Annotated in this window: 19 protein-coding genes; all 19 read right to left on the bottom strand. The window is 63.9% G+C overall.

Going from position 1 to position 23,414, the window contains the following annotated elements; all coding sequences use genetic code 11:
* Position 1: 1 nt before the first annotated feature.
* Positions 2 to 664, bottom strand: a complete 663-nt coding sequence (locus GFK26_RS18530) for a DUF4376 domain-containing protein (protein WP_153283254.1) — start codon at positions 662 to 664, stop codon at positions 2 to 4.
* Between the two features lie 58 nt (positions 665 to 722).
* Positions 723 to 1,394: a hypothetical protein gene (locus GFK26_RS18525; RefSeq protein ID WP_153283253.1), complete on the bottom strand. Its 672-nt coding sequence runs from the start codon at positions 1,392 to 1,394 to the stop codon at positions 723 to 725.
* Positions 1,395 to 1,397: 3 nt separating this feature from the next.
* Entirely contained in the window at positions 1,398 to 1,664 is a 267-nt protein-coding gene (locus GFK26_RS18520; RefSeq protein ID WP_153283252.1) for a hypothetical protein, read from the bottom strand.
* The gene (locus tag GFK26_RS18515) at positions 1,664 to 10,324 is read right to left on the bottom strand and encodes a phage tail tip fiber protein (protein ID WP_153283251.1); all 8,661 of its coding nucleotides are present in this window, start codon (positions 10,322 to 10,324) and stop codon (positions 1,664 to 1,666) included. Before GFK26_RS18515 ends, GFK26_RS18520 begins: the two co-directional genes overlap by 1 nt.
* Positions 10,321 to 10,743: a C40 family peptidase gene (locus GFK26_RS18510; RefSeq protein ID WP_153283250.1), complete on the bottom strand. Its 423-nt coding sequence runs from the start codon at positions 10,741 to 10,743 to the stop codon at positions 10,321 to 10,323. Before GFK26_RS18510 ends, GFK26_RS18515 begins: the two co-directional genes overlap by 4 nt.
* A complete protein-coding gene (locus GFK26_RS18505) occupies positions 10,736 to 11,392 on the bottom strand; it encodes a hypothetical protein (RefSeq protein ID WP_153283249.1) in 657 nt (218 codons plus the stop codon). The genes GFK26_RS18510 and GFK26_RS18505 overlap by 8 nt, the downstream gene beginning before the upstream one ends.
* Positions 11,393 to 11,415: 23 nt before the next feature.
* On the bottom strand, positions 11,416 to 11,790 hold the full coding sequence (locus tag GFK26_RS18500) for a hypothetical protein (protein ID WP_153283248.1): 375 nt from the start codon (positions 11,788 to 11,790) through the stop codon (positions 11,416 to 11,418).
* 15 nt (positions 11,791 to 11,805) lie between these two features.
* Complete coding sequence (locus tag GFK26_RS18495; RefSeq protein ID WP_153283247.1) at positions 11,806 to 15,666, bottom strand: tape measure protein; 3,861 nt, start codon at positions 15,664 to 15,666, stop codon at positions 11,806 to 11,808.
* Between the two features lie 46 nt (positions 15,667 to 15,712).
* The gene (locus GFK26_RS18490; RefSeq protein ID WP_153283246.1) at positions 15,713 to 15,958 is read right to left on the bottom strand and encodes a hypothetical protein; all 246 of its coding nucleotides are present in this window, start codon (positions 15,956 to 15,958) and stop codon (positions 15,713 to 15,715) included.
* A 71-nt stretch (positions 15,959 to 16,029) separates the two neighbouring features.
* Positions 16,030 to 16,401 (bottom strand): hypothetical protein, encoded by a 372-nt coding sequence (locus tag GFK26_RS18485; protein ID WP_153283245.1) that lies wholly within the window; start codon positions 16,399 to 16,401, stop codon positions 16,030 to 16,032.
* Between the two features lie 87 nt (positions 16,402 to 16,488).
* On the bottom strand, positions 16,489 to 17,343 hold the full coding sequence (locus GFK26_RS18480) for a hypothetical protein (protein WP_153283244.1): 855 nt from the start codon (positions 17,341 to 17,343) through the stop codon (positions 16,489 to 16,491).
* Positions 17,344 to 17,426: 83 nt separating this feature from the next.
* On the bottom strand, positions 17,427 to 17,813 hold the full coding sequence (locus tag GFK26_RS18475) for a minor capsid protein (RefSeq protein ID WP_153283243.1): 387 nt from the start codon (positions 17,811 to 17,813) through the stop codon (positions 17,427 to 17,429).
* Positions 17,810 to 18,322 carry a hypothetical protein gene (locus GFK26_RS18470; protein ID WP_153283242.1) on the bottom strand — a complete coding sequence of 171 codons (513 nt, stop codon included), beginning with the start codon at positions 18,320 to 18,322 and terminating at the stop codon, positions 17,810 to 17,812. Before GFK26_RS18470 ends, GFK26_RS18475 begins: the two co-directional genes overlap by 4 nt.
* 3 nt (positions 18,323 to 18,325) lie before the next feature.
* On the bottom strand, positions 18,326 to 18,667 hold the full coding sequence (locus GFK26_RS18465) for a hypothetical protein (RefSeq protein ID WP_153283241.1): 342 nt from the start codon (positions 18,665 to 18,667) through the stop codon (positions 18,326 to 18,328).
* Positions 18,664 to 19,458, bottom strand: coding sequence for a hypothetical protein (locus tag GFK26_RS18460; protein WP_153283240.1), 795 nt, complete (start codon positions 19,456 to 19,458; stop codon positions 18,664 to 18,666). The genes GFK26_RS18465 and GFK26_RS18460 overlap by 4 nt, the downstream gene beginning before the upstream one ends.
* A 9-nt stretch (positions 19,459 to 19,467) precedes the next feature.
* Positions 19,468 to 19,866, bottom strand: coding sequence for a hypothetical protein (locus tag GFK26_RS18455; RefSeq protein ID WP_153283239.1), 399 nt, complete (start codon positions 19,864 to 19,866; stop codon positions 19,468 to 19,470).
* A gap of 81 nt (positions 19,867 to 19,947) precedes the next feature.
* Positions 19,948 to 20,850, bottom strand: coding sequence for a major capsid protein (locus tag GFK26_RS18450; RefSeq protein WP_153283238.1), 903 nt, complete (start codon positions 20,848 to 20,850; stop codon positions 19,948 to 19,950).
* Positions 20,851 to 20,897: 47 nt separating this feature from the next.
* The gene (locus tag GFK26_RS18445; protein ID WP_153283237.1) at positions 20,898 to 21,797 is read right to left on the bottom strand and encodes a DUF6651 domain-containing protein; all 900 of its coding nucleotides are present in this window, start codon (positions 21,795 to 21,797) and stop codon (positions 20,898 to 20,900) included.
* Positions 21,798 to 21,864: 67 nt separating this feature from the next.
* Complete coding sequence (locus tag GFK26_RS18440; protein WP_153283236.1) at positions 21,865 to 23,400, bottom strand: hypothetical protein; 1,536 nt, start codon at positions 23,398 to 23,400, stop codon at positions 21,865 to 21,867.
* Positions 23,401 to 23,414 lie beyond the last annotated feature (14 nt).

The raw sequence follows: 23,414 nt of genomic DNA, 5'->3' as shown, positions 1-23,414 counted from the left end.
CTTAAGCGCCCTCGCCGCCTGCTTCCGGCACAGGTGCAGGGGTGGGCACTGGCCAGGTCACGGCCTCCACTTCCTCCACCGTTGCGGCCGCTTCGATGTCAGCGCGCAGCCCACGGGAGATGGTGTGCAGTTGGTCGGCATACATGGCCAGGGCCACAGGCATGCCCATGACGTCGCTTGCGTCGAGGGGCAGCACACTGTTGTCGGCGACGGTCCACTCGATCTCGAACGTCTCGCCCGCAGCCACCGCCGCCTGGGCGGCGAGCACAGCACCGACGATTCGCTGAACGCTGCGCGGATCGCTGTCGAAGACGGCGCCGAGATACGGGAAGCCAGAGGCCTCCTTCTTGTCGCGCTCCTGCTTGATCTCGGCCCAGCGACGCTCACGCGCCGCTTCCAGAGACGTGCCTTCGGTGACGGCGAATCCACCGGCGAAGGGGCCTTCCTGGCCAATCAGGAAGGTTTCAACGTCGAGGGCGGCGGTGATCGGCACCGGATAGCGGTCTTGCCAGACGATCAGCGCGGGCGCTGCATTCATCGCGGCCTCGGTGGCGAAGCTGTTGACAGTCGCGATGGCTGCGCCGTCCTTGATCTCGAGGCTGGCCACTTTGTGAGCCTGGGATACCGAGCCGTTGGGATGCTGCTTGGTCGAAAGAAATGCCATTTTTGCTTCCAGAAAGAGGGATTTGAATTCCGCAATTATAAGTCACTACTTACTTACTTTAATAGACCCGAGCGGCCATCACCATGCGGTTGCCCCCCATCGACTTAGTGCCTGGGCCAGACGCTGACAGCCCGATGGTCAAGTCCACTTGGTACTCGCCGTTAATGCGGCCACACCACATTTCAGCGATCCATGGAGAGCTGGCCCCTGAATTTGAAGTGCTGCGCCACCCGGTACCCGAAAGGGAGAAGAACAGGCGGCCCGGGCCGCCGCTCGGATTGATGTAGTAGGTACCGCCGGCCCCAGCGGGGAACTCCACCGCGCCCACGATCCGCGGTGCCACATCATCGGTACTGAAGCAGACCTGGCCATTGGCATCGCGGATCTTCATCCCATACCCGCCCCAGTCACCCTGCTCTGCTCGGTTTCCAAAGATCGCGTATTCAACGTCGACACCCCACGTCTCAACGTTGAAGAGTTGGAAGGTGTTCTTGAACGCCTCGTTGGTGAAAGGTGCGTTTGAGCCTGAGATCCGCACGCCGTATGGCGGCTTGATGAAGACCATGGCTGGGGTCGTCTGACCCGCGAAGTTAACCGAGGCCATGCCAGCGGTTACTCCAGACTTCGGAGGGACGTAAACGCTCCCCTGCGCGATCAGCACAAAGTTCGGCCGCGAATCATCGATCTGAATGATGCCGCTGTCATTGATGATGCGAATTCCAAATGGCATTGCTTAGTACCTAAAGATGACTAACTCGCCGTACGAGCCGTTTTGCATGCCCGTCAACCGGAACCATCCGCCTGATCTTTCGATCTGATAGGTGAGATTGGTGCAGTAGTAGCCCCAGGTGCCGTCATCGGCCCAGCCGTCGACCGTCACCGTTGCCTGTTGGGTATGGCTGAGCGAGAAGCCATAGCGAGTGACGTACCGCGTGATGCGGTCGCCCGTGTCGAGCGTCACCCTGCCGTACTGGTCGTAGCAGCGAAGTCCGTTTGCCATCAGAACTGCCCCATCACGACACGCAGCACGTTGTTCGGGTCATAGACCCGCACTTGATTGGCCTCGATCTCAGTGCGCGCCCCCCAGGTCGAAGTGCGCAGCAGGCCGACGTTGGCGGTGATCGCGCTAAGACTTGGCGTGCTGATGCCCGCCGGCGTGATCGCCGTTCCCAACCCGGACGGCGAGTACGTCGAAAACACGGTCTGAGACGGGTGTGCCACCGCCATCATCGGCTGAGTAACAAACATCCAGCTGTTCTTGTCAGTGGTTCCAGCCTTGGTTGGCCCCTTGCGGAAGATGATTCTCGAAGTCACCGCGTTCGCCGGCGCGACGGCAAAACCCGTAAGGCGCTTGTACTTGGAGAGGAGCTTTCCACCGCCGAAGTTGGCCATGTCAGCATCGTTCGTGGTGGTGGAGTCGACATTGAGCAGGACTGCGCCGGCCTGGTCATAGAACTCCACCGCGCACCAGACCTGGCAGCGATGCGCTGCGACGTAGCCGCTGAACTCGTAGCGCTGACCAACAGTGACAGGAATCTGCCCCGAGTGAATTTGCGTCCACTTCGACTTGTCCTGAATGTTGTTGAACCACTCATTCGGCTGAAAAACCGTAGCGGTACTTCCTCCGATCGGATGCCAGTCATGGGAAGGGGCGTTAATCCCGAAGACCGACTGCGACGCGGATGAGAAGTTGTCGTACGTGCCCCAGCCTGACGGGACAGAGCCATCGTTGAGGATTCGATTTCCGCCGTCTCCTGCGTGGAACGCGGAATCGGGAACCAGATTGGAGCCGACGCCCACGTTGATCAGGTCGGCCGAGATCGCGCCCGCAGCGATTTGGTCCGCTGTCAGGCTTTTCGCTTTGACCTTTTCCGCAGTCACAGCCTCGGCAGCGAGCGCGCGCGTGATGATCGTGCCATCCACCACCAAGTTGCCGTCGATGCCGACGGTGGACACGCCTGCAACAGTCCCGACCATGAACGGGTACTTGATCGCGCCTCCAGGGCCCGCAGTCGCAATAGCGAACTTGTCGACAAGCATCGCGATCGTGGAGACCGTGCCGTTGTTGTCGATGATCATTCCGGCAGTCTTGCCGTTGGCGTCGACGTTCAGGCGCCACGTTGCCTTCACGTTGCCAGCGAGATCGGCGATTGCCGTTGCGTTGGTCGAGATCGAGGACGTATGCCCGTTCACCGTCGCTGTCAGCGAGGTGAGCGAAGACGCCTGACTCGTGATCGTCCCCTCGGCATTCGTAACTCGGGTCGTCAGGGCGTTCACCGCAGTAGCGTCTGCCTTGCTCGTTTCTGCTGCGGTGATTCGCAGAGCGTCGGTGACGTCCTCGAAGCGGTAGCCCTGAATTTCGGAGTAACCCGCGGTCCCGCCAGAATGGTTGAGGGCAAAGCCGGGGCTGATCGAGGTGTCCCCGAAAATGCTTCCCAGAGCTTGCCACGTGACCTTGCTCCAGACGTTGTCGGGCAGGGAGCCAAGGGCAATGCTGGAGTTGCCGTAGGTTCCCAGGTTGTTGCGCCAGAAGTTGAAGTAGTGCGTCCCGTTGGCGCCAACCCGACGAATCCACGCAGTGATGCGATAGGTCCTGGTGGGGTCGATCACCACCTTGCTCTTCGAGTAGTTCCAGAAGCTCGCGCCACCCACGGGAGACCGGCAGGCCGTGGTCGCGACTTGCCCGTCCGCGACTGTGGCGAAGTACGGAGCCAGATTGATCCCGTAGTGGCTGCGCCAGGCAGCAGCATTGGCCATGTTCTCGTCCGACGTCAGGCTTGCCTGGGAGTCCGAACGGCCCAGTTCTAGGCTGCTGTTGAGGCTGGTGATTGCATCGCCCTGCGATGTGAGCTGCCCTTCTGCGTTGGTCACACGCGTCGTCAACGCGTTGACCGCCGTGTTGGTCGCCTTGCTCGGCAGACCGTTCGTCACGTTGTTGACAGTCGCCGTCAGGGCTGTGATTGAGTCCGCGTTAGCCGAGTCGGCGGCTGCCCGTGCCGTCTGCTCAGTAACGATGGCCGCCTCTGCGTCAGCCTTGTTCGTGTTGACCTTCGCCTCAAGAACCTGACGCGCGGTGACCTCCGCTTCATCTGCGGAAATCCGAGACTTGCGTTCGTCGAAGAGCAAGCCCGAGGACAGGATGTCCAGCGCCGGCGTCAGCCAGGCTTCCAGGTTGTCACCCGCGAAGTCAAGGTCCAGGGACGGCCCTTCAACCTCTGCGAGCTTGTTCGACACCTGAGGCATGCCCAGAACGGCAACCGACAGGGACTCCCGCTTCGCCACTTCCGCAGCGTCCGCGGTTGCGCGCGCGTCCGCCTCCCCATTGATGGCCGCAGTCCCGGTGGTCTTGTTGTCGTTGACTGTCGCACGCAGCGAGTTGATCTCGTTCGCGTTGGCCGTGTCCGCAGTGGCACGCGTGGTCTGCTCTGCCAGGATCGCAGCGTCCGTCGTCGTCTTGTTGTTCGTGACGGTGGTCGTCAGGGCGGTCACCGAGTTGGCGATCGCCGTGTCAGCCGTCGTTCGGGCCGACTTCTCGGAGAACAGCAGACCGCTGGTCACGGCACCGACGTCGGTGCCGGTGGCGGTGCCGCGCAGCTGCGTAGCCAGGGACTCGCGCGCGGTCACTTCGGCAGCGTCCGCTGTGGAGCGAGCCGTCTGCTCGGCCGTCAGGGCTGCGTCCGTCGTGGTCTTGTTGTTGGTGACGGTCGTTGCCAGCGCCTGCCGGGCGGTGACTTCGGCTGTGTCAGCCGTGATTCGGGCCTGGCGTTCGTCGAAGATCAGGCCAGAGGACAGCACGTCCAGAGCCAGTGGCTCCCAGACGCCGAGCGGGCCGGTGGTCATGCTCAACTTCAGCGACGGGCCCACCACGCCTGCGAGCGTGTTGGAAGGGGCCGGAGCTCCGGTCAGCGCAACTCCCAGGGAGGCACGCTGTGCCGCTTCGGCGGTGTCTGCCGTGGCTCGGGTAGCCGCCTCCTCGTTTACGGCGGCCTGCGCCGTGGTCTTGTTATCCGAGACCGTGGACGTCAGGGTGTCGATCCGACCGCCCAGGGCCGTGTCGGCGTTTGCGCGGGCGGTTTGCTCGTTCGTGATCGCCGTGCTGGCGGTGCCGCGATCGGTGTTCACCGTCGTCGTCAGCGTGTCGATACGGGTGCCCAGAGCTGTGTCCGCGCTGGCGCGAACCGTCTGCTCCGCTGTCATTGCGCTGTTCGCGTTCGTGCGGTCGGTGTTAACGGTTGCGATCACCCCGTCGATGCGGGTTCCCAGCGCGCCGTCAGCGGTCGAGCGAGCATTCTGCTCAGCGACGATCGCGGCGTCGGTGTTGGTCTTGTTCGACGTGACTGTCGTCTGCAGAGCCTGGCGTGCCGTCGCCTCCGCCGTGTCTGCGTTCGCCCGGGCCGTCTGTTCGGCGAGGATTGCCGCGTCGGTCGTCGTCTTGTTGTTGGTGACGGTGGTCTGAAGCGACGTAACGGTGCCGACGATGGCAGTGTCCGCGGTGGTGCGGGCGTTCTTCTCGCTCGCGATCAGGCCCGTGCTCACCTGAGCCAGGTCGGTGCCGGCGTAGTTGCCGCGCATCTGGGTCTGGAGCGCTTCCCGAGCGGTGACTTCCGCCGCATCGGCGTTGGCCCGGGCAGTCTGCTCCGCGGTCATCGCCGCCTCGGCCGAGCCCTTGTTGGTGTTCACCACGGCCTCCAGCGCCTGGCGGGCGGAGACTTCGGCTGCATCTGCAGTCACGCGCGCTTGGCGTTCGTCGAAGATCAGGCCAGAGGAGAGCGTGTCGACAGCCGGCTTTTGCCAGACCTCGAAGTCGGCCTCGCCGAAATCAAGATCCAGGGAATCTCCGGTAACCGCGCCGAGTTGATCGGCGGGGTTGGGCATGCCCGTGATCGAGGTTGCGAGCGTCTCCCGCGCTGCTGCTTCGGCTGCGTCGGCCGCAGCACGAGCGGTCGCTTCGCCGATCACTGCGGCGTTGCCAGTGGTCTGGTTGTTGTTGACCGTGGTGGTCAGCGTGTCGATCCGGGTCCCGAGAGCGGTGTCTGCGTTTACGCGCGCAGTCTGTTCGCTGGTGATCGCGGTATTGGCATTCGTGCGGTCGGTGTTGACGGTCGTGGTCAGCGTATCGACCCGGGTGCCGAGTGCGCTGTCTGCGGTCGTGCGCGCGTTCTGCTCCGACACGATCGCGGCGTCGGTCGAGGTCTTGTTGTTGGTGACGGTGGTCTCAAGCGCCTGGCGTGCGGTCACCTCGGCCGTGTCGGCCGTGACGCGGGCTTGGCGTTCGGAGAAGATCAGGCCGCTGGTGACCTGCGCGAGGTCCGTCCCTGCGTAGGTTCCGCGCATCTGGGTCGCCAAGGACTCCCGAGCAGTCACCTCTGCGCTGTCCGCTGTCAGGCGGGCCTGCTGCTCGTCGTAGAGCCAGCCGCTGGTTGGGGGCGTGGGGAGTTCCCACACGCCTACGGCGACAGCTGCGGCGGCGAAGCCAGCGCGCAGCGACGGCCCCACCACGCGCGAGAGCGTTGCTGCCAGGTCGGCGCGGCCAATGAGCGTGATGCCCAAGGATTCGCGCTGGGAGACCTCCGAAGCGTCGGCTGTCGACCGGATGGTCGCCTCGTTCTGGATCGCCGAGGTGAGCACTTGGTCGGCGGTCTGCAGCTGAGTGGCCAGGTTCTGGCGCGCGGTGGCCTCGGCCTCGTCACCATTAGAGCGTGCGGTTGCTTCGGAAGCGATCGCGGCCTGGCGGTTTTGCGCCTCCGCCAGGATGGCATTCGTACGCGCGGTCACTTCCGCCTGGTCGGCGTTGGAGCGAAGCGTCGCCTCTGCTGCAATGGCCTGGTTGCGGGCCGCGGTCTCGGCGCTCACTGCGTTGGTGATCGCAGTCGCACGGGCGGCCGCCTCTGCGGTCAGCGCGTTCGTGCGGTTTGTCGTTTCGACGGCGATCGCTGCGTTGCGCGCGGTGACCTCACCGGCGATGGCGTTCACTCGCGCAGTCTGCTCCGCAGCAATCGCGTTGCCGCGGGCCGTTTGCTCGGCCGTGATGGCGGCGGCGCGGTCCGTGATCTCTTGGGTGATCCGGTTCGCCTGTGTCGTGATCGCGTTGGTGCGAGCGGTTGTCTCCGCCTGCAGAGCTGCCGCCCGATTCGCAGTTTCGACCGCGATGGCATTGGCGCGCGCTGTCGCTTCGGCGGCGTCCGCGTTGATCCGGTCCTGGATCTCCTTCGTGACGTTCTGGTTGGTCTGGCCGAGGTCGGCGATGACCTCGGCCAGACCGTCCGTGAGCTCCCCAATCGCCTCGTCGATGGACGGCAGGGACTGCACCTCGATCTGTCCAGGCGCGCTCTGGTTGCCCACAACGTCGAGGGCGGTAACCCAGTACCGATGCATGCCGGCGGTTGCCTCGATCCGCTGGAAGTTCGGCGAAGAGGAGCTGCCGATGTCCTGCAGCTCCTGCGCGTTGGGGCCCTTCTGGATCTTGTAGCCGAACAGCGGCTGCGTCGACACGCAGTCCTGCCACGTGAGCGAAACGCTGCGCCCGTCGACCTCCGCACTGACGATCGGCTGTGTCGGCGGCAGGACGACGATCGTCTTGACGGCGTCGCTGCCGGAGTAGAGACCGTCTGTCTGGCCGATGCAGTGGCGTAGGCGCAACTGATGCTCGCCGGCCGCCTGGAACGCAAAGCGGCAGCTGGTGGCGCTCCCCCGCCACAGCAGGCGGGCGGTCTCCCACGTCGGGCCGATGCGCAGCTCGGACGACGTGACGTCAGGGTCAAGGGACGGGTCCCAGGTCGCCTGCCAACCGGTAGAGTCCATGACCGCGTTGAGCCCGGTCGCGTCGTTGGGGGCGAGCGTGCGCCCGGCAGCACGGTGGTAGATGGTCGGCGCGGTCGAACGCGGGGCGCTGCGCATGAACACGTCACGCGCGACAACCCGGAAGACAAGTTCGTCGCCGAGGGCGGCCTCGACAGTCACCTGTCCGGTGTTCTCGCCCACCTTCTCTTCATCCCCTTCGTTGCGGCGAAGGTAGACGTTCGACATGAAGTAGGTCTCGTCCTGGCCACTGAAGTGGACGGTCACCCGGGACCGAGTCAACGGACCGATGATGAACACCTCTTCGGAGACGCCGTCGATGCTGGCGTGCTTGACGTACCGCTCCAGGTCGCTGTAGTTCGGCGCCGGCGGCGCTGGCGTCGTGAGATACGAGTCCGGGTTGTATTCCAGCGCGGTGATGTCCCGCTGGTAGTCGTGGGTTCCCCGGATCGAGCGAATTCGGAAGGGCTTGCCCGTACGGTTCGTCTTGCCGAACATCCACTGCGTGTAGATCTCTGGAGCGGCCGGCAATGGGGACGCAAGGGTCAGCTCAGTGAACGACTGGTCAGCCTCGCTGGCGGTGTTGACCACCAGGCGCGTTTCGATCGCGTCGGTGTCCCACAGTTCGATCGGCATGCCGACGGCGATGCCCTCGATGGTCGAAAGAATGACACCGTGCGAGTTGCCCTGCTGGATCGCGGAGTTCACCTCCAGGTCCTTACCCGCGACCTTCACCCGGCGCACGTTCACGCCGCCCGGGAAGCCCGACACAAAGACACCGGTGCCCTGAATGAACGAGACCGTGCCGCTGAAGCGCTTCACAGCGCTCATGTGTACCAGCACCGAATACACGTCGTTCGGGCTCATCTGCACCGGGCGGTCCAGCATCACCTTCCCTACCGTCGAGCCCGCCTCCAGTCGGCCTGCAAGCGACCACTTCGGCATGTCGTGCTGGACAAGCACGACGTCGCCCACAGAACATGCGATGGCCTCGAGCGGTGCGCTGAACTCTACCGTTTGCAGCAGCAGGCGGTTCTGGTTCAGCAGAATGTTTGCGTCTCGCCAGACTTCTTCGGCCGAGGTGAGGCCCGTGAAGGCCACCTGCGAGGACTTGGGCCCCTTGCCCACCGCCAAGGTGTCGACCACCCGCATGATCTTCTGGCGGTAGCCGTCGTCCTTATCGACCCATGTGATCTCGAGCTCGTTGGCGCGGTCGGCCGAGCTCAACCAGCTCTGCTTGAAAGTGCCCTGGATCATGTTCGCAACCGAGAACATCATCCGCGGCGTCTCTTGCCTCTCGATGGCGATGCTGAAACGCGTGCCAACGTTGGTGCGCCCGGCATGGCCTGCTCGGAACACCGGCTGCGTCGCGTCCCAGACATTCGACTGGGTGTCAAAGATCCCGTTGAACTTGAGGCCGTTGGCGGTGCAATGCGCCGCCCACTCCTTCCAGCGCTCCATATCGAAGCGGGACATGGGCTGCGCACCGCCGTAGCGTTTGTTCGTCAGGGCATCGAGCGAGATCCAGGCAGGGTTGTCCGATGCCTGGTTCACCCACTGGCCTGTCGTAGCGTCCCAGCACCGAATGACCCGGCCACCATTGAGGTGGGTGACGGTGGGAAGGCCGTTCAGCTGGTCGGTCATCCGAATGCGGATGCCGAGCAGAGCGGTGTGGCGGTACGCGACCTCCTCGAACTGGATCTCGTTGTAGTCCGTCCAGTAGATGTTGTCCACCCAGATCATTCCGCCTGGCGCCGAGCCACCAGCGCCCGACGCTGGGCGATCACGACGGACGCGGATCTCGTACTTCGCTTCAGGCAGCGGAGGCGAGAAGAACGAGCGGCGCAGCGCGGTCTTCTGATTGCCGCCGATCACCATCAGGTCAGGACTGAACGGCTGCCACTCCGTGGTGCCGACCTTGCGAATCTCCGCAAGGACGGGGCTGTAGATCGTGTAGTTCGACGGCTTGGTCTCCCAGCCGCCGTACATGCCCGCAGGGCAAGTGAAATCGAGACGGATCTGGTCCACCTCGGTCTCGGTCACCTTGGTGATGAACGCAGTGGTCAGCTCCTGCCCCACCGCGCGCGGCACGACCTGCTGCGCGAACCATGGGATCGGCGTGTCGTCGGGTAGGCCCAGCCGAGTTTCGATCTGGTAGTCGCCGTAGTTCGCGATCGGCGTGTCGTTGAGCTGGATGTCGGTGATGCTCGCGATCGGACCTTCCCCGCAGTTGTAGAGCAGGTGCAGGAGCTGGCTGTTGTTGTCGTTGGTGACGTACGCATTGATGAGGTTGCCCCCATAGCGGTGCGTCCCGTAGGTCACCGGAACAACGATGCCTTCGGCCGAAACGTTCTTCGGCCCGTCGATGCCGTAGGTGAGCGTGTCCGACGCGGTTGGGCCGCCCGGGGTGGCCTTGGTCTTGGGCGGAGGCAGCAAGGCGTTGATGACCATGCTGCCGGCCATCATGATGCCGGCGTACGCAAGCGAGTAGCCGACCGAACCGACTGCTGCGCCCGAAAGACCAGCCGCGAAGCCGCCTGCGCCGCCGGTGAAGAATGCCAATGCAACGATTGCGACGATGCGAAGAATGCTCTTGCCGCCGCCCTCGTCCCCGCCGCCGGCCACCACGGGGCACATGACGATCACGTCGCCGGCCTGCGGGTACGTCAGAGCCTTGGCGTCGTCCTCGATGATCTTGCCGTTCAGGCTGAAGACGAATTCGCGGCGCATGATCACGCCCGGGAACAGGTCTGCGAGGGTCTTGCCCGGGCGGTAGTCGAGCGTGTCGTGCTTCCGAGCAGCGTTGGGCTCGAACGGGTTCAGGATCTCGATGACCTGAATTTTGTTTTTGTTATCGGTCATTCTTGTCCTCGGAATTCGTAGAAGCCCTCGACGCGCCGCTCCCATTCGTAAAGGCGCTCCGTGGTGATGCCGCCGGTCTTTTCCCAGCTGTGAAGGAAGTCCTGGGCGGTGACCATGAAGCCGCAGTGGGTCGTGGCCAGGACGCGGCGGTTTTCGATGCGCAGGGGCATGTTGAAGAGCACCATGGCGCCGGGCCGGCGCTCGCACCGCACCCAGCGGCTTTGCGAGAACTCAACGGAGACCAGGCCCGATACCGCGGCGATCTCTGCAGGCGTGTCCCACTCGGGCATGTCTTGGCCAGCTCGCTTGAACATCTCCAGCACCAGGCCGAAGCAGTCGAACCCGCCCTCACCGCGGCCTCGCCACAGGAATGGCTTGCCGATCAGATCGGCATACAGCTCACCGGCGACATCACGCATAGCGGATGCCGTTGGAGTTGATGCCTGGGTAGGCGCCGAATTGAATGGTCTGAGGGCGACCGTCCGGGCGCTTGCCCTTCGCGGCGCAGCCGTTGGGGCCCTGCAGCGTGAAGTCGCAGCTGGTCGCGCTGCCGGCGTAGCCGCAGGTGTCGGGGTCCTTGAAACGCCACTGGCAGTAGTCGCGGGTCTGGCGCCGGCGCGGGAAGTAGGTGAACAGGTTGTTGTTGGCGCCCAGTCCGAAGCTCGCGGTGTACTCCGAGGCAGAGGCGGACATCACCTCGAAGTACTCGACCAGTTCAGGCGGGAGATCCAGCGCGCTGCTGTCCACGATCGTGAAGACCACGTTGAAGCCGACCCCACCCTGGTATGCCTGCATCTGCGCCTGCAGCGCCTGGCTGTAGTCGTTGATCGACAGTTCGAGGGAGGTCTGGGTGTTGACCTCTTCCTTCATCGAAATGTCGAAGGCACACGGGACATACTCGATGCCGTTGAAAACGATCAACTCGTCATTGCGCACCAGGTGCAGCGTCTCCACCACGGAGCCGGTGGCCGGGTCGACCACCTCGATGTCCAGCAGGGGGAGAAACGGAACCCCCGACTCGATGCGGTTCTTCTCGAGGATGGTGGCGACGGAAAGGGACTTGGACATAGTCAGTCAGTGATGACTTACTATTATACGGTCTCGAACTGGATGTCACAATCCCAGAAGTGGCTCTGGCGCACGCCGCGGTAGGTGTAGGTCGGCGCACTTTTGAAGCGCACGTTGTAGGTCTTCGCATCCTGGAGACTGGTCCAGGAGAACGCCCGGGACGTGCCGCGGGTGGTGTCCCAGAACGTCTCAAGGGCGTTCTTGTCGGCCTGCGTGATGTTGGTCAGCGAGCAGTTGAACACCCGGGTGGGCTTGCGAGTGAAGCGCGCGCGGGTGACTGCATACCCACCCTCCATCTCATGGCGCATGCCGGGGTCGTTGGGCGTGATGCTGAACTTGGACGAGTCGAAGCTCTTGCCCGAAGGCAAGGCTGGGAAGACGAGAGGAGCGGTTGCCATCGTTTCTTTCTGGGTTTAGCCCCCGACGGCGCCGAGCATGCCGTCGCGGAACGAGCCGGGCTGCCGCATCGAGCTCAGCACCACGTCGAGGATCATTTGCCGGCCGTCGAAGCGCGTGGCGCCCTGCTGCGCCGTCACGTTCTGGCCGGTCTGGTTGATGACGTTCACCGTCACGTTCGGCGCTTCGCCGGTGGCGGGCTGGCCGCGGTCCTCGCCCGCCTGGCCATCCGACTTCATGGTCACGGGGATGGAGCGGCCGTCGGGCAGCGGGACGAACGCCTCGTTCATCGAGCCTTCGCCGTACAGGGCGAGCTGCGGGCTGGTCGCGACGCCGCCCTTGGCGTACTTGCGCAGCGGCACGGAGCCGAGCTGGGACATGACGCCGCCGTCGGCGAACGAGAAGAGACCGCTGACCCAGGTGCCGAGCGAAGACCAGAATCCGCCTCCGCCGGAGCTTGCCGCGCTGCTGGCCACGCTGGCTGCTGCACCCGCGGCTCCGCTCGACCCGCTGCTGCCGATGTTGAGGAGCCCGGTCAGCTCTTTTTGCATCTGGATCTTCAGGTAGCCGGCCAGGATGTCCGTCACCAGCGACTGCCACTCGAGCTTGCCGGTCTTCGTGAAGTTGATGAACGCGTCCATGCCCTGCTGGGCCCACTGCGCTGTCGCGTCCTCCATGGCCTTGGTGCTGTCGCGCCATTGGTCGGCCATCTTCTGCATCGGCGTCTTCAGCTTCTCGCCGATGGTCTGGGCGTTTGCGATCTGCCAGTTCGCCAGCGCCTGCTCGGCGGCGAGGATCTCCGCGGTGCCCGCTTTGTGATCCTTCAGGTACTGGATGCGCATGCTCATCTTCGCGACGTACATGTTCCGCTCGAGTTCGAGCTGGGCGCGCGTGCGGTCCCGATCGTTGAGGATCAGGTCCAGGTTCATCCGCTGGGTCTCAGTGACCATCTCCTGAACCGGCTTTGCCAGGTCCACGGTGGCGAGGTCACCCTTGATCTTGTTGATGTCCTGCTCGAACTGGGCCCGCGTCTTGCCCATGCGCTCTGCAACCCGGTCCAGGTCGACGCCGGCCTTGTTGAGCATGTCCTCGAATGCACCAGTCTTGCCCCGGTCGGCCACGGAGATTTCGCCAAGCGGATTGGCGATGATCTTGATGGCCTGGGCGTAATCCTCCCCGATGTCGCGGCCGGTGGCCGCGATGCGCTGGGCGATGGACATGGCCTCCTGCATCTCCGCCACGTCCTGAGCGAGCTTCTTGGCGTTGTTCAGCTGTTCCGGCGAGATATCGGAGACGGACTTCCCGTCCTCGCCCCGGTGCTTGAACCTGCCGGACTTGGCCTGCGCGTCGATCTTCGCCGCCGCGGCCAGGCCCTTGTCGACCATGCCGGCGGTGGCGTTGAACGAGTCGATCTCGGCTTGCAGCTCGGCCTTCTGACCGGCCAGGCCGCCGATCAGCGCGTCGACCTTGTCGTAGCCGATCGGCGCAGCCTTGCCCTTGCCACCCTTCTTTTCCTTGGTGACGTACTCGATCTTTTCGTCCTGCGCCTTGACCATCTGGACGATCTCGTCCGTGTTGGCCTTCATCTGGCTGGACAGCTCGGCGACGCGCAGGCGCGCGGCGTCCTTGGTCGTTTCAGGGCCGGCGCCGTTGATGATCGCCTTGCTGTCGTCCAGCAATTTCTGCAGCTGGGCGTTCTCGATCTTCTTCTGGCCGATCACCAGATCCGTCTGGATCTTCGTCTCGGCCGCGCGGGCCGCGATCGTCTTCTTGTCGTTCGCGGTCAGCTTCGACTGGCGGGCGCGGCTCTCATTGAGTTGTGCTTCCGTCGCGGCCTTGCTCGCGTCGATGATCGTCTCGGACTGCTTACGCATGCCCTCGGCTTCGTCCCGGGCTTCCGACTCACGCAGCGACTGGCGCTGCATAGATTGGGTCTTGATGAGGTCTTCGACCTTGCGGCGTTGCTCGTCCACCGCGCGCTGGCGGTTCTCGAGCTCCTTGGCGGCCCGGGCGTTGTCCGCAGCACTGGCGTTCTTCGGCAGGAAGATGCCAGTGCTGTTGTTGAACATCTCCCGCTTGGCCAGTTCGGCCTGGGCGGACTTCAGGTCGCCCGTGGTGGCGTCGATGTCCTCTTGCGTGGAGAGCTTCTTCTCAGCGCGACGCTTGCGGGCCTGCGCTTCCTCCGCTGCGCGGGCCCACTTGGACCACATGGCGATGCCGGCGATCAGCGCGATGGTCACGAGGCCCACCCCGCCCCCGATCAGCGCCAGGCCGGCGCGCAGGGCACTGGCGCCCATGGCCATCGCACGCTGCGCACCCGTAGCCGCGACCGTGGTGCTCTCCAGCGCCCGCATCTGGGTCGTGGTGGTGATGACGTTGTTGGCAAGCCCGTTGTGGGCATACGCGAGCGCGTTCAGCTCTGCCCGCGCAGCTGTCGAAGCGAGGTTCTGACGCGCGATCTGGTCGGTGAGGTCCTTCTGCGCCTTGGTGACGGTGGCGGCGCTCTGGGCGCCGGCCAGGCCCGGCAAGCCGGCCATTGCGGGCACGATGACTTCCGCGCCCTTCTTCGCGCGCATGGCGGCATCTAGGACCGCCTGCTTGGCGAGCATCGCGTCGATCGCGCGGCTCTGGGCGATGACCTCGCGTTCTTTCGCGGCAATCGTGGCCAGGGACGCGCGCTCGGCGGCCAAGGCGCTTTCACGGGAAGCAGTGATCTCGCGCAGCGATGCGGCCTGCCGCGAAGCGGCGGCCTGGTTGGCCGCGGCGATCTGGTTGCGGAAGCCTTCGGAGATCTTGCCCGTGCCCTCCGCCATCGAGCGGACCATGGGCGCGAAGAAGCTGGTGGCGACCTTGTAGGCGATCCACGCCTCGGCGGCCAGCTTGATCTCGCCGCGGTACTCGATCAGGGTCTTGATGAAGCTGACGATGAGGCGCACAGCTTCACCCAGCTCTGTACCGATCGTGTCCGCGAATCGCTTCGCCTCATCGGTGCCCAGCGCGGTGATCAGCTCCTTGACGGACTCGCTGGCGGCTTTGCCGAAGTCGGATTCAGCGATGGTCTTGGCCATCAGGGAGAACTCGGTCTTCAGGCGTTCGCCAAGGCCGACCCAGGTCTCCATCATCTCTTTGGCTGCGCCGGTGTTGTTCACCTTCATGCGCAGCAGCATCTTGTCCAGCGCCGGGCCTGCGGCCAGCGTGCCCTTGGACACGGCGTTGGCCAACTCGCCCATGGACATGCCCATCTGGTCGGCCATGTCCTGCATCGCAGTGGGCACGGCCTCACCGAGCTGCTGGCGCAGTTCTTCCATCGAGACGACGCCCTTGCCGGCCATCTGCTGGATGGCGACCGAGGCGCGCTTGAGGCTTTCACCCGTGCCGCCAAACTTGGCGACCGAGTCGACGAGCGCCTGCATGGACCCGTTGGTGGGGTCGATGCCGGCGGTCTTGAATTTGACGAAGGTGTCGGCGAGTGCCTTGAGCTCGAAGGGAGCGTTCTTCGCCATCGTCGTGACGAAGTTGAAGCCCTTCTGGCCCTCGGCGATCTTGCCCGCCTTGGTGATCTCTTTCGACAGGCCCTGCATGAGGACCTGCATCTTTTCTAGCTCACCAGCGGATCGCAGGATGGCCGTCGGAAGCCGCAGGAAGACGTCGTTGACGTCCATCGCGACGAACCGGAGGTTGCCCATCGTGAGCACGATGTCGCGGAACTTGCGCCCCAGACTGTCGTTCTGCTGCTCAAGCTTTTGAACGGAATTGGCGGTGAGGTCGAGGGTGCTCTTCAGCTCCTTCAACGCAGTGCCCGACTGCTTGATCGAAATCAGGCCGTTGCTGTTGTCGACGACAAACTCGACGACGATCTGCCCGCCATTCGCGCTCATAATTGATCCCTGCTGTGTGTCAGTGATGACTTTTTGTTTTGCTCTATCAGGACATGCCGCGCAAAGCGTTGAATCCTTCCTCGTCCCGCACCGCGCTCGCAGCGATGACGGCGTGTTGGCTGTACCTCACGGGGTTGGGCGCTACCTTGGCCATGCGCTCCATGGCTTCAACCGCGGCCTCGCCGCCTGCTTGCCCCGTGACGATCAACTGGAGGTGATCGATGTTCTCGGCCGTCAGTACCCGATCGCAGTAGCCGCTGAACTGCCAGAAGGCACGCATGGGCATCGCCATGGTCTGCTGGTAGCTCTGCCCATAGACGCGCGAGACGCGCGCGATCAGGAAGCCGAGGTCGATCTCCTCGATCAGGCTTTTTTTGCGTCGGCGCCCTCCGGTGCTTCCTCGCCCTCGGCCGGCGCAGCGCCGGGCGCATCCTTCGCGATTTCCGGGTCCAGCTCGCCGCGGATGAACTGCAGCAGGGCAGCCATTTGAGGCATCTTCAGCGCGCGAATGGTGGCCTCGTCGAGCGTAGGGACCGAAGCCATGATGGCGCGCACGGAGAGGTTCACGCCCTCGCCCATCGGCACGCCGTTGGCGTGATCAGCCTCCAGCTTCTCGGCTGCGGCGAAGTTGTTCACGAAGTCCTGCACGGACACTTCTTCCACGTCGTGCTTGACGCCCTTGAGCGTCACACGGCGCTTCACTTCGGCGTACTGGTCGAGGTTCAAAATCTTCATGGGGTTCCCTTGGGATAAGTGGTGGCCGAGGCCGGTTGGTTGATTTGAGAAGTCACCGCCGATTGTGTGTCAGCAGTGACTTACTGTTTAGGCCAGAAGATCGCCGGCAGCGAACAGCTTGCCGCTGACCGGATCGGGGTAGCCGGTGAACTCGACGTTGAAGATCCGCTCGCTGTCCAGCTTGTAGGCGTACGTGAGCGCGCCCGGCGTGCTGGCCTGGTAGATCAGGAAGTCGTCGCTGAAGTCGTTGTCGGCCTTGCCCACCGGGTGCAGGCGCAGCGACTTGGCGATCGACAGCAGGTCCACACCCACGCCGCTGGTGACTTCCACACGGGCCTTGGTTTCGTTGACGCCGCCGGTGAGGGTCGCGGCGGACGCAACGCCACCGGTGGCTACCAGGGTCACGGCATTGCCGGCGGTGCCGGGGTCCACCACTTCGATGTTCAGGATGTTGCTGGTCGCACCCGACACCGAGGCGCGAATGCCGCCCAGGTCCTGACGAAGCTGCGCCAGGCCGATCGCGTCGACCAGGTTGGCCAGCGACTCGGCCGTGCTGGCGCCGATCTTCACTTGATTGACGGAGGTGGGCTTGGCCACCTGGAACGCGAAGGCGACGCCGCCGATGGTCACAGTGTTGCCGGCCGCGGGCGCGGCGGCGAACGTGACAGTGCCCTTCGCGGTGACGCCGTCCGTCACGAGGGTCGAGCCGGGCATGGTGTCAGCCATGTTGCGGATGGTCGTTTCGGCCAGCGGCGCTTTCACCGCGACCGTTCGGCCCATGATGAGTTCGTTGATCGCGGACTTGCCGAATTGGTCGACTTCGACCTTGTGAGTCTCGGTGGACACCGTGACCTCGACGCCGCCTTGCGTGAGGCCCATGTCGCGGCCACCGTAGATGAGCTTGCAAACGCCGAGCTTGACGTTCTTGGTACTGGAAGGCATGTTGTTCGATTCCCTGTGGTTTGAATTACGAAAAGTAAGTCAGTAGTCACTTATTTTAAGCGCCAGGAACCGCCGATGCAAGGTTATGCATCCACCCACCACATCAGGACGTCAATCTCGAACTCCCAGTACCCGCCGGCCGACCGCTTGTAGACGCGCGGCTCGTTCTCAGGAAGCGACTGCTTCACCAGGTACTGGGCGCCGAAAGGCGTCTCGCCCTGGAACTCCAGCGCATCAGAGACCTTCATGGCCAAGGCCTTCCCCTTGAGCATTTCGGTCCCTCGCACTACCACTCGGAACTCGCTGGCGCGATAGCCCGGCAGCTCGTGGTTCTTCGGCGTGCCGTAGTAGTTGTCCAGCAGCAGGACGCCGTCCTTGCAGACGCTCGGCATCTCGTACTCGAAAATGGTCTGACTGACGGTTCCGCAGCCCTTCAGCTGCAGGAAGTCGGCGATCGCGCTGAGCATCATTCGTCGCTCTCCGGTGTTTCGCGTTGGTAGTTCATGGTGGCCAGGCGGGACTCGCCGGTGACCTTGCGCACCTCGGCGATCATTTCGTCCATGAAGGCCTTGCCGCCCTCCTGGACCGCCCGGCGCAAGAAGCGCCCGCCCACGCGCTTGCCAGTGGAGGCGCGCTTCAGGAGCGAGCCCACGCCGAGGTTGTATTTGCCAGAGCCGTAGGGGCGCAGCTCCTCTTCCATCAGCCAGACGTAGTCGCCCAGCACGCCCGGGGCGCTGTAGCGCGCGGCGTCCAGGTCGACGTAGACCGTGTAGGTGTTGCGCCCGCCTTCCTTGTACGTGCCCATCTCGATGTTTCGTTCGAGCAGGCCCGACTTCTCGGGTGCGTACTCTCGCGCGAGGTCACGCACCTTGAGCGCGCGCCGCTTGGCCTTCAGGTGCATGCCCTTGACGGCCCGCTCAGTGATCTGGCGAATGTTCGCTTCGAGCTGAGAGGGGTTGAAGTCGATGCGCAGCGCCACGGCTTAAACCCAGCCTTCGCAGCGCACTTCGTTGTGGTCGTGCTTGCCCAGCACCGTGTATCGCGGGTGGATCTCTCGAATGACGACCCTGTTGCCCAGGATCTGCAGCACGTCGCCAGTGTCGAGCTTCTGCGCAGGCCGCGCCAGCACCACAACGTCAGAGACGGTCTCCTGCGCGCTACCGTGCGAGCCCGACGAATCGGTGCGCACGGTGGTGCGGTCTTCGCCGAAGATCAACTTGACGGGACAGACCTTGAACCGCCCCTTGGAGACCAGCATGGGCTGTCCGAAGCGGTCGTGGGCCGTACTATCGAGCAACTCGACCCAGAGGGTTGGGTAGATCATGCTCGACCGATCCGCACGCGCCCGCGCACCCAGCGCGCGAGGATCTTGGCCGTGGACTCGCACACGCCATTGGTGTCGACCGGGCGCCCGGCGCTGAAGTTCTGGCTCGACTCGCCGACCGTCATGGACTGGATGCCGGCGACGCGCAGTTGACGTGCCGGGTCGCCGTCGAGGATCGAGTTGGCTTCGACCAGCTGGGCCTTTTTCAGCGCCTTCATCAGACGCGTGTCCAGTCGCAGGATCTGCTCGCTGTTCAGGTCGCGCAGCCGCGGTGGGTCGTTGAAAACGTCACGGATGATGGACTGGTCGTTCTCCCACTCGATCACTACCGGCATCATGCGGATGCGGTCGAAGGCCTCCGAGAGCGCACGCACGCGCACAGAGGGCTCAGCCTGGCTCACCCAGCCAGCCATGGTTTCGTCGGTGTAGAGCTGCGCCTCGAGGACCGCCTGGTAGTAGGTCTGGAAGCTGTTGATGCCGGGCACCAGCAGCTTGCTGGTCTCCAGCTGGTGCGCCAGCTCCAGGAGCGTGACGCCGTCGGCGGTCGTCACTTCGAGCTCGACGATGCGAATGCCGCGCAGCTGAGGCGGCACCAGCGTGTTCATGGATGCGTCGGTGCGGATATCGACGGACTCCGCGCCAGGCACGACCGCGGTGATGGCCCAGGGCGCGATGAGGTTGCCCTCCTCGTCCAGGACGCGCCAACGCATGGAGATGGGCGCCAGGACACCCTCCCCAGCCTTCAGGCTGAAGAGCGACACCACGGCGCTGCCCGTCTTGAAGGTGTCCACGGCGGCCCCTTACTTCTTCGCCTGGTGGGCGATGATCTTGGTCATCAGCACGTTGACCGAGTTGTCCTTCAGGCCCATCGGATCGGCGACCTCGCGAATGCCCTTCATGCCCTTGGCGTCGGCGATGGCAGCCAGCTCCTCAGCGGTCCAGATCTTGTCGGCGGCCGGCGTCTCCGGGATGTGCACAGGCGGGGCTTCCACCTTGACGCCGGCGTGGTGCGCATCCAGGAGGATCTGGGACGCGGACGGGTTCACACCACCTTCGAGTGTCTCGATGGCGATGAGGCCGGCAAGCGATGCGGCTTGCACCTTGGGCACGTCGTCCACGGATACGCCGTCGACGAATGCGACCATGCCGAAGTCGCCGGTGAAGTTTGCCCAGCCGGGCTCGGTGATCTTGAGTTTCATGAGTGAGGTTTCCTTGCGTGAATGGAAAAATAGGGGCGCGAGGCCCCTATTTTAATGTGTCAATGCTGACTTACTGTCGGCTTAGACGTTGGTGACGGCTTCCAGGCGTGCCACCGACTTGGTGCTCTTCAGGGCAGCGCCCACGTACCACTTCAGACGCGTGCGGGTCGCATCCTTGTTCTGCACGGTGCCGATGGCTTCGACACGCACGCCGGCAGCGTCGCCGCCGTACAGGCCGTGGAAACCGTCCAGCTCGTTCGCGCGCACGGCGTACACCGAGGCCAGGTTCGTGCCCGTGCCCTTGGCTTCGGTCGCCGGCAGGAAGTCGTTCACGATGATCGGCGTGCCGTTGTGCGCGAGCACCGGGTTGTCGAAGTTCTTGTGCTGGATCATCGAGGCCGTGTTGCCGCCAGCAGCGCGCACCAGAGCGGTGTAAGCGCGTCGGGTGCCCGAACGCATCATCAGGAAGTCGGCACCGTTGGGCACGGCGTCGATCAGCTGGTCCAGCATGCCCAGGGTCATGGCAGCGCCATTCGCACCGGCCGTGATGGTCTGCGCAGCGGTCGTGAGAGCCTTCAGGCCGTCGAATTCCTTCGGGCGGGCCACGTTGTCGCCGTTCACCACAGAGTCCTGGAACGTGCGCGCCAGGGCCTTGGCCTTCAGGCCGATCTGGGTGGCCAGCTGGTTCTCGGTGTCGCTCATGGTCTCGGCCAGGAACTTGTCGACGTCCACGTCACCCGCGAGGATGCGCAGCTTCGTCACGACTTCGGTGAAGTCGCCGGTCGATTCCGGCACGACATCGTTCGGATCGAGGTAGCTGACCGAAGGCAGCGTGTTCTCGCGGTGGTAGACGTAGGCCTTACCTTCCGTCTTCACGAAAGGCAGGAGGCCGAACAGCTCGTTGACCGTGATGATTTCTTCGATGATGCCGACAACGACGTCGTTTTGCGACAGCATCTCGGCAGTGGCTTTGAGCAAAGGCATTTCAGTTCTCTCTTGTGTGACAGCAAGTTAGTAAGCGTTTACTTATTTTATTTGCCGCCGGTTTGTTTGGCAAGGTTTTTCAGGCCCAGCGCGATGCGGTCTGTGCCGGTGACGTTGTCGTCACGCTCGACGCGCTGGGCCTTGGTGGTCTTCGTGGTGGTGCTGCCGGCCCCCGGCTTCACCTTGGAGCGATAGAGCTGGTCCTTGTCCGGGTCGGCGTCGACGATCTTTCGGAACGCGTCATCGAAGCTCAGGGGCGTGCCGGCGGCATCGACCAGCGGGGCGCGGTCGGCCGACGATGCGGGCTTGTCGTAAGCGACAACCACGCCGTCCTTGAACTCGAAATGCGAGCCGTACAGCGCGCGAGCCTTCGAGACGGGAAGGGTCAGGTCTTCTGCGATGAAGGTGGACGCCGAGAACGCGCCGCCGACGGTGAGGTCTGCGATCTGCTTCTGCAGGCCCGAGATCGAGGCCTGGGCGGCTTCGATGGTGCTCTGCAGCGTGGTCTTCTCGGCAGCGTGGCTATCCGCCATCTGCTTCTTCAGCTTCTCGTAGTCGCCGCGGGCTTCCGCCTGCGTGCGTTCCTGCTCTTCCTTTTCCTTCAACAGCTCGCGCACTTTCGCGGCGTCGATACCCTCGAACTGGGCCAGGCGCTCGTTCACTTGAGCCAGCTGGGTGTTCGCGGTTTCGAGCGCACGCTTCTTGTCCATGACTTCCTTCAGGAGCTTTGCTTCGGCATCGCTGGGCTTGGTCGCGCCCTTGTTGCCTTCGCCTTCGCCGCCCTTGGGGTCGCCCTGGCCATCGCCTTCGCCTTGACCTTCTGCGCCTTCGCCGCTGCCTTCACCTTGGCCGTCGCCACCGGTGCCTGCACCGCCGCCGTCACTGCCATGTTCGCCAGCGGCGTCCATAAGTCGGTGCAGGCGCATCAGTCGTTGAATTCGGGTCATCTATCTTTCCTTGTGGCCAGTCACTCGGCCGTTGTTGATGTGTGCGGTTCGGTCTCTTGAGCCGCGGTTAGGCCGCCAGTTCTTTGGCGGTTTTCTGTGTGGCCGCGGCTTTCACCGGGTCCTTCTTCCCGCCCGGGGTCGCGGGCGCACCCAGGCCAGGTTCGATCTTTGGAGGCCATGCCTTGAGGGAGGCTTCGAGCTTTTCCATGAGCTTCTTTCCGCCACCGGGGAACAGCTTCTTGATGACGGCGCGCATCTGCTCGCGACGCACCTCGTCGGGCGCGGCCAGCAGGCTCAGACGCGCGGCGATCTCGAACTCGTCGTAGATGCCACGGACGTCGAAGTCGATGGGGTAGGTCACCAGGTCGTCCTTGAGCGCACCCTCCTCGCCCGCATACAGCGCGACGAGCTTGAGGATCTTTCGCTCGGTCAACTCCAGGGCTGCGGCCTTGCTGGCCAACAGCGAATTGATCTTCTCGAAGTCGTAGGCCTTGGACACGCCAGACGCTTCGCCCTGGCCTCCGCCGGAGTTGCTACCGGTGCGCTCGGCCTGCAGGCCCACGGAGTGGTAGATCTCGCCGACGATCTTCGAGATCGCGTCCAGAATCATTCCGGCCTGCGTCGGGTCCGGACTGATGAACTCCGGGCTCTTTCCGCCCTCCCCGTTGTAGGTGAAGATGCGTTTGGTGCCGAGCTCGGCCAGCTTGCCGGCGGCGTCCTCGCCGTCACCGGCCACCAGCGCTTGCGCGGGGATGGTCAGCTGGCTGAAGGTCTGGTCCTGGATGATGGCGTCCAGGTTGGAGAGGTAGTTGGCGTTCGCGCGATCCAGGTAGGCGACATCGTCGATCAGGCCTGGCGCGGCGAACTGGTCCTCGCAGAAATTGTGGTCGGCTTCAATCACCGGAACGCAGCCGATGGCGACTTCGCCCCGGTCGATCTCGACGACCTTGGTCTTTCCCTTTTCCTTGCGCTCTTCGTAGAGCACCCAGCTGTTGCGCCCCCACAGGCGATAACGGTTGAGGAACTTGCCGGTCGAATTCAGCGGGTCGGCGTCGTCGCGGTGGTTCTCTTTGATGAGGCACCAGTTCAGCACGCCGAGCTCGTCGTAGCTCATGTCCAGCATGTCTTGTGGCGTGACGATGTAGGCGTAGATGCGTGAGGCCGACTTCTTCTCATCAGCCTTTGTGCGCGGCGCGGTCTCTGCCGTCGCGTTCGAGTCGATGACGATGTAGATCCGCCCGAACTTGCTGGTGGCGGTGCTGATGCGCTTGCTCAGCTCGTCCATGTCGAGGCCAGCCAGAGTGGCGTCGCTCCAGAACTTCTGCACGGACGGCGGGGCATCGGCGGTCTTGCGCGCGATGTCCATCTTGAACAGGTACTTGTCCACCAGGTCGACGACCTGCTTCGTGTGATTGAAGCGGTACGCCCGCTCCACGCGGCCGGCGTACTCGAGGTCGCCTTCCTTGATGAAGCGAAAGATGTTCTCCGCGAACCACGACCGCCCACCCTCGTACGTCGTGTCGAGGAAGTTCCAATGCGCCAGCTTCTCGTCGTAACGAGGGTGCCGACGCTTGATCAGTTCGAGGAGTGGATCTTTGCTCATGTGTAAGGCCGCAA

This window comes from Variovorax paradoxus, from assembly GCF_009498455.1.
Taxonomy (GTDB): domain Bacteria; phylum Pseudomonadota; class Gammaproteobacteria; order Burkholderiales; family Burkholderiaceae_C; genus Variovorax; species Variovorax paradoxus_H.
The sequence above is the reverse complement of the archived record's forward strand: the minus strand, read 5'-3'. Positions and strand labels throughout refer to the sequence as shown.

What these genes read in the sequence shown, in the direction of transcription:
- GFK26_RS18530 (WP_153283254.1), bottom strand. Translation starts at nt 664, where the DNA reads ATGGCATTTCTTTCGACCAAGCAGCATCCCAACGGCTCGGTATCCCAG.
- GFK26_RS18525 (WP_153283253.1), bottom strand. Translation starts at nt 1,394, where the DNA reads ATGCCATTTGGAATTCGCATCATCAATGACAGCGGCATCATTCAGATC.
- GFK26_RS18520 (WP_153283252.1), bottom strand. Translation starts at nt 1,664, where the DNA reads ATGGCAAACGGACTTCGCTGCTACGACCAGTACGGCAGGGTGACGCTC.
- GFK26_RS18515 (WP_153283251.1), bottom strand. Translation starts at nt 10,324, where the DNA reads ATGACCGATAACAAAAACAAAATTCAGGTCATCGAGATCCTGAACCCG.
- GFK26_RS18510 (WP_153283250.1), bottom strand. Translation starts at nt 10,743, where the DNA reads ATGCGTGATGTCGCCGGTGAGCTGTATGCCGATCTGATCGGCAAGCCA.
- GFK26_RS18505 (WP_153283249.1), bottom strand. Translation starts at nt 11,392, where the DNA reads ATGTCCAAGTCCCTTTCCGTCGCCACCATCCTCGAGAAGAACCGCATC.
- GFK26_RS18500 (WP_153283248.1), bottom strand. Translation starts at nt 11,790, where the DNA reads ATGGCAACCGCTCCTCTCGTCTTCCCAGCCTTGCCTTCGGGCAAGAGC.
- GFK26_RS18495 (WP_153283247.1), bottom strand. Translation starts at nt 15,666, where the DNA reads ATGAGCGCGAATGGCGGGCAGATCGTCGTCGAGTTTGTCGTCGACAAC.
- GFK26_RS18490 (WP_153283246.1), bottom strand. Translation starts at nt 15,958, where the DNA reads ATGGCGATGCCCATGCGTGCCTTCTGGCAGTTCAGCGGCTACTGCGAT.
- GFK26_RS18485 (WP_153283245.1), bottom strand. Translation starts at nt 16,401, where the DNA reads ATGAAGATTTTGAACCTCGACCAGTACGCCGAAGTGAAGCGCCGTGTG.
- GFK26_RS18480 (WP_153283244.1), bottom strand. Translation starts at nt 17,343, where the DNA reads ATGCCTTCCAGTACCAAGAACGTCAAGCTCGGCGTTTGCAAGCTCATC.
- GFK26_RS18475 (WP_153283243.1), bottom strand. Translation starts at nt 17,813, where the DNA reads ATGATGCTCAGCGCGATCGCCGACTTCCTGCAGCTGAAGGGCTGCGGA.
- GFK26_RS18465 (WP_153283241.1), bottom strand. Translation starts at nt 18,667, where the DNA reads ATGATCTACCCAACCCTCTGGGTCGAGTTGCTCGATAGTACGGCCCAC.
- GFK26_RS18455 (WP_153283239.1), bottom strand. Translation starts at nt 19,866, where the DNA reads ATGAAACTCAAGATCACCGAGCCCGGCTGGGCAAACTTCACCGGCGAC.
- GFK26_RS18450 (WP_153283238.1), bottom strand. Translation starts at nt 20,850, where the DNA reads ATGCCTTTGCTCAAAGCCACTGCCGAGATGCTGTCGCAAAACGACGTC.
- GFK26_RS18445 (WP_153283237.1), bottom strand. Translation starts at nt 21,797, where the DNA reads ATGACCCGAATTCAACGACTGATGCGCCTGCACCGACTTATGGACGCC.
- GFK26_RS18440 (WP_153283236.1), bottom strand. Translation starts at nt 23,400, where the DNA reads ATGAGCAAAGATCCACTCCTCGAACTGATCAAGCGTCGGCACCCTCGT.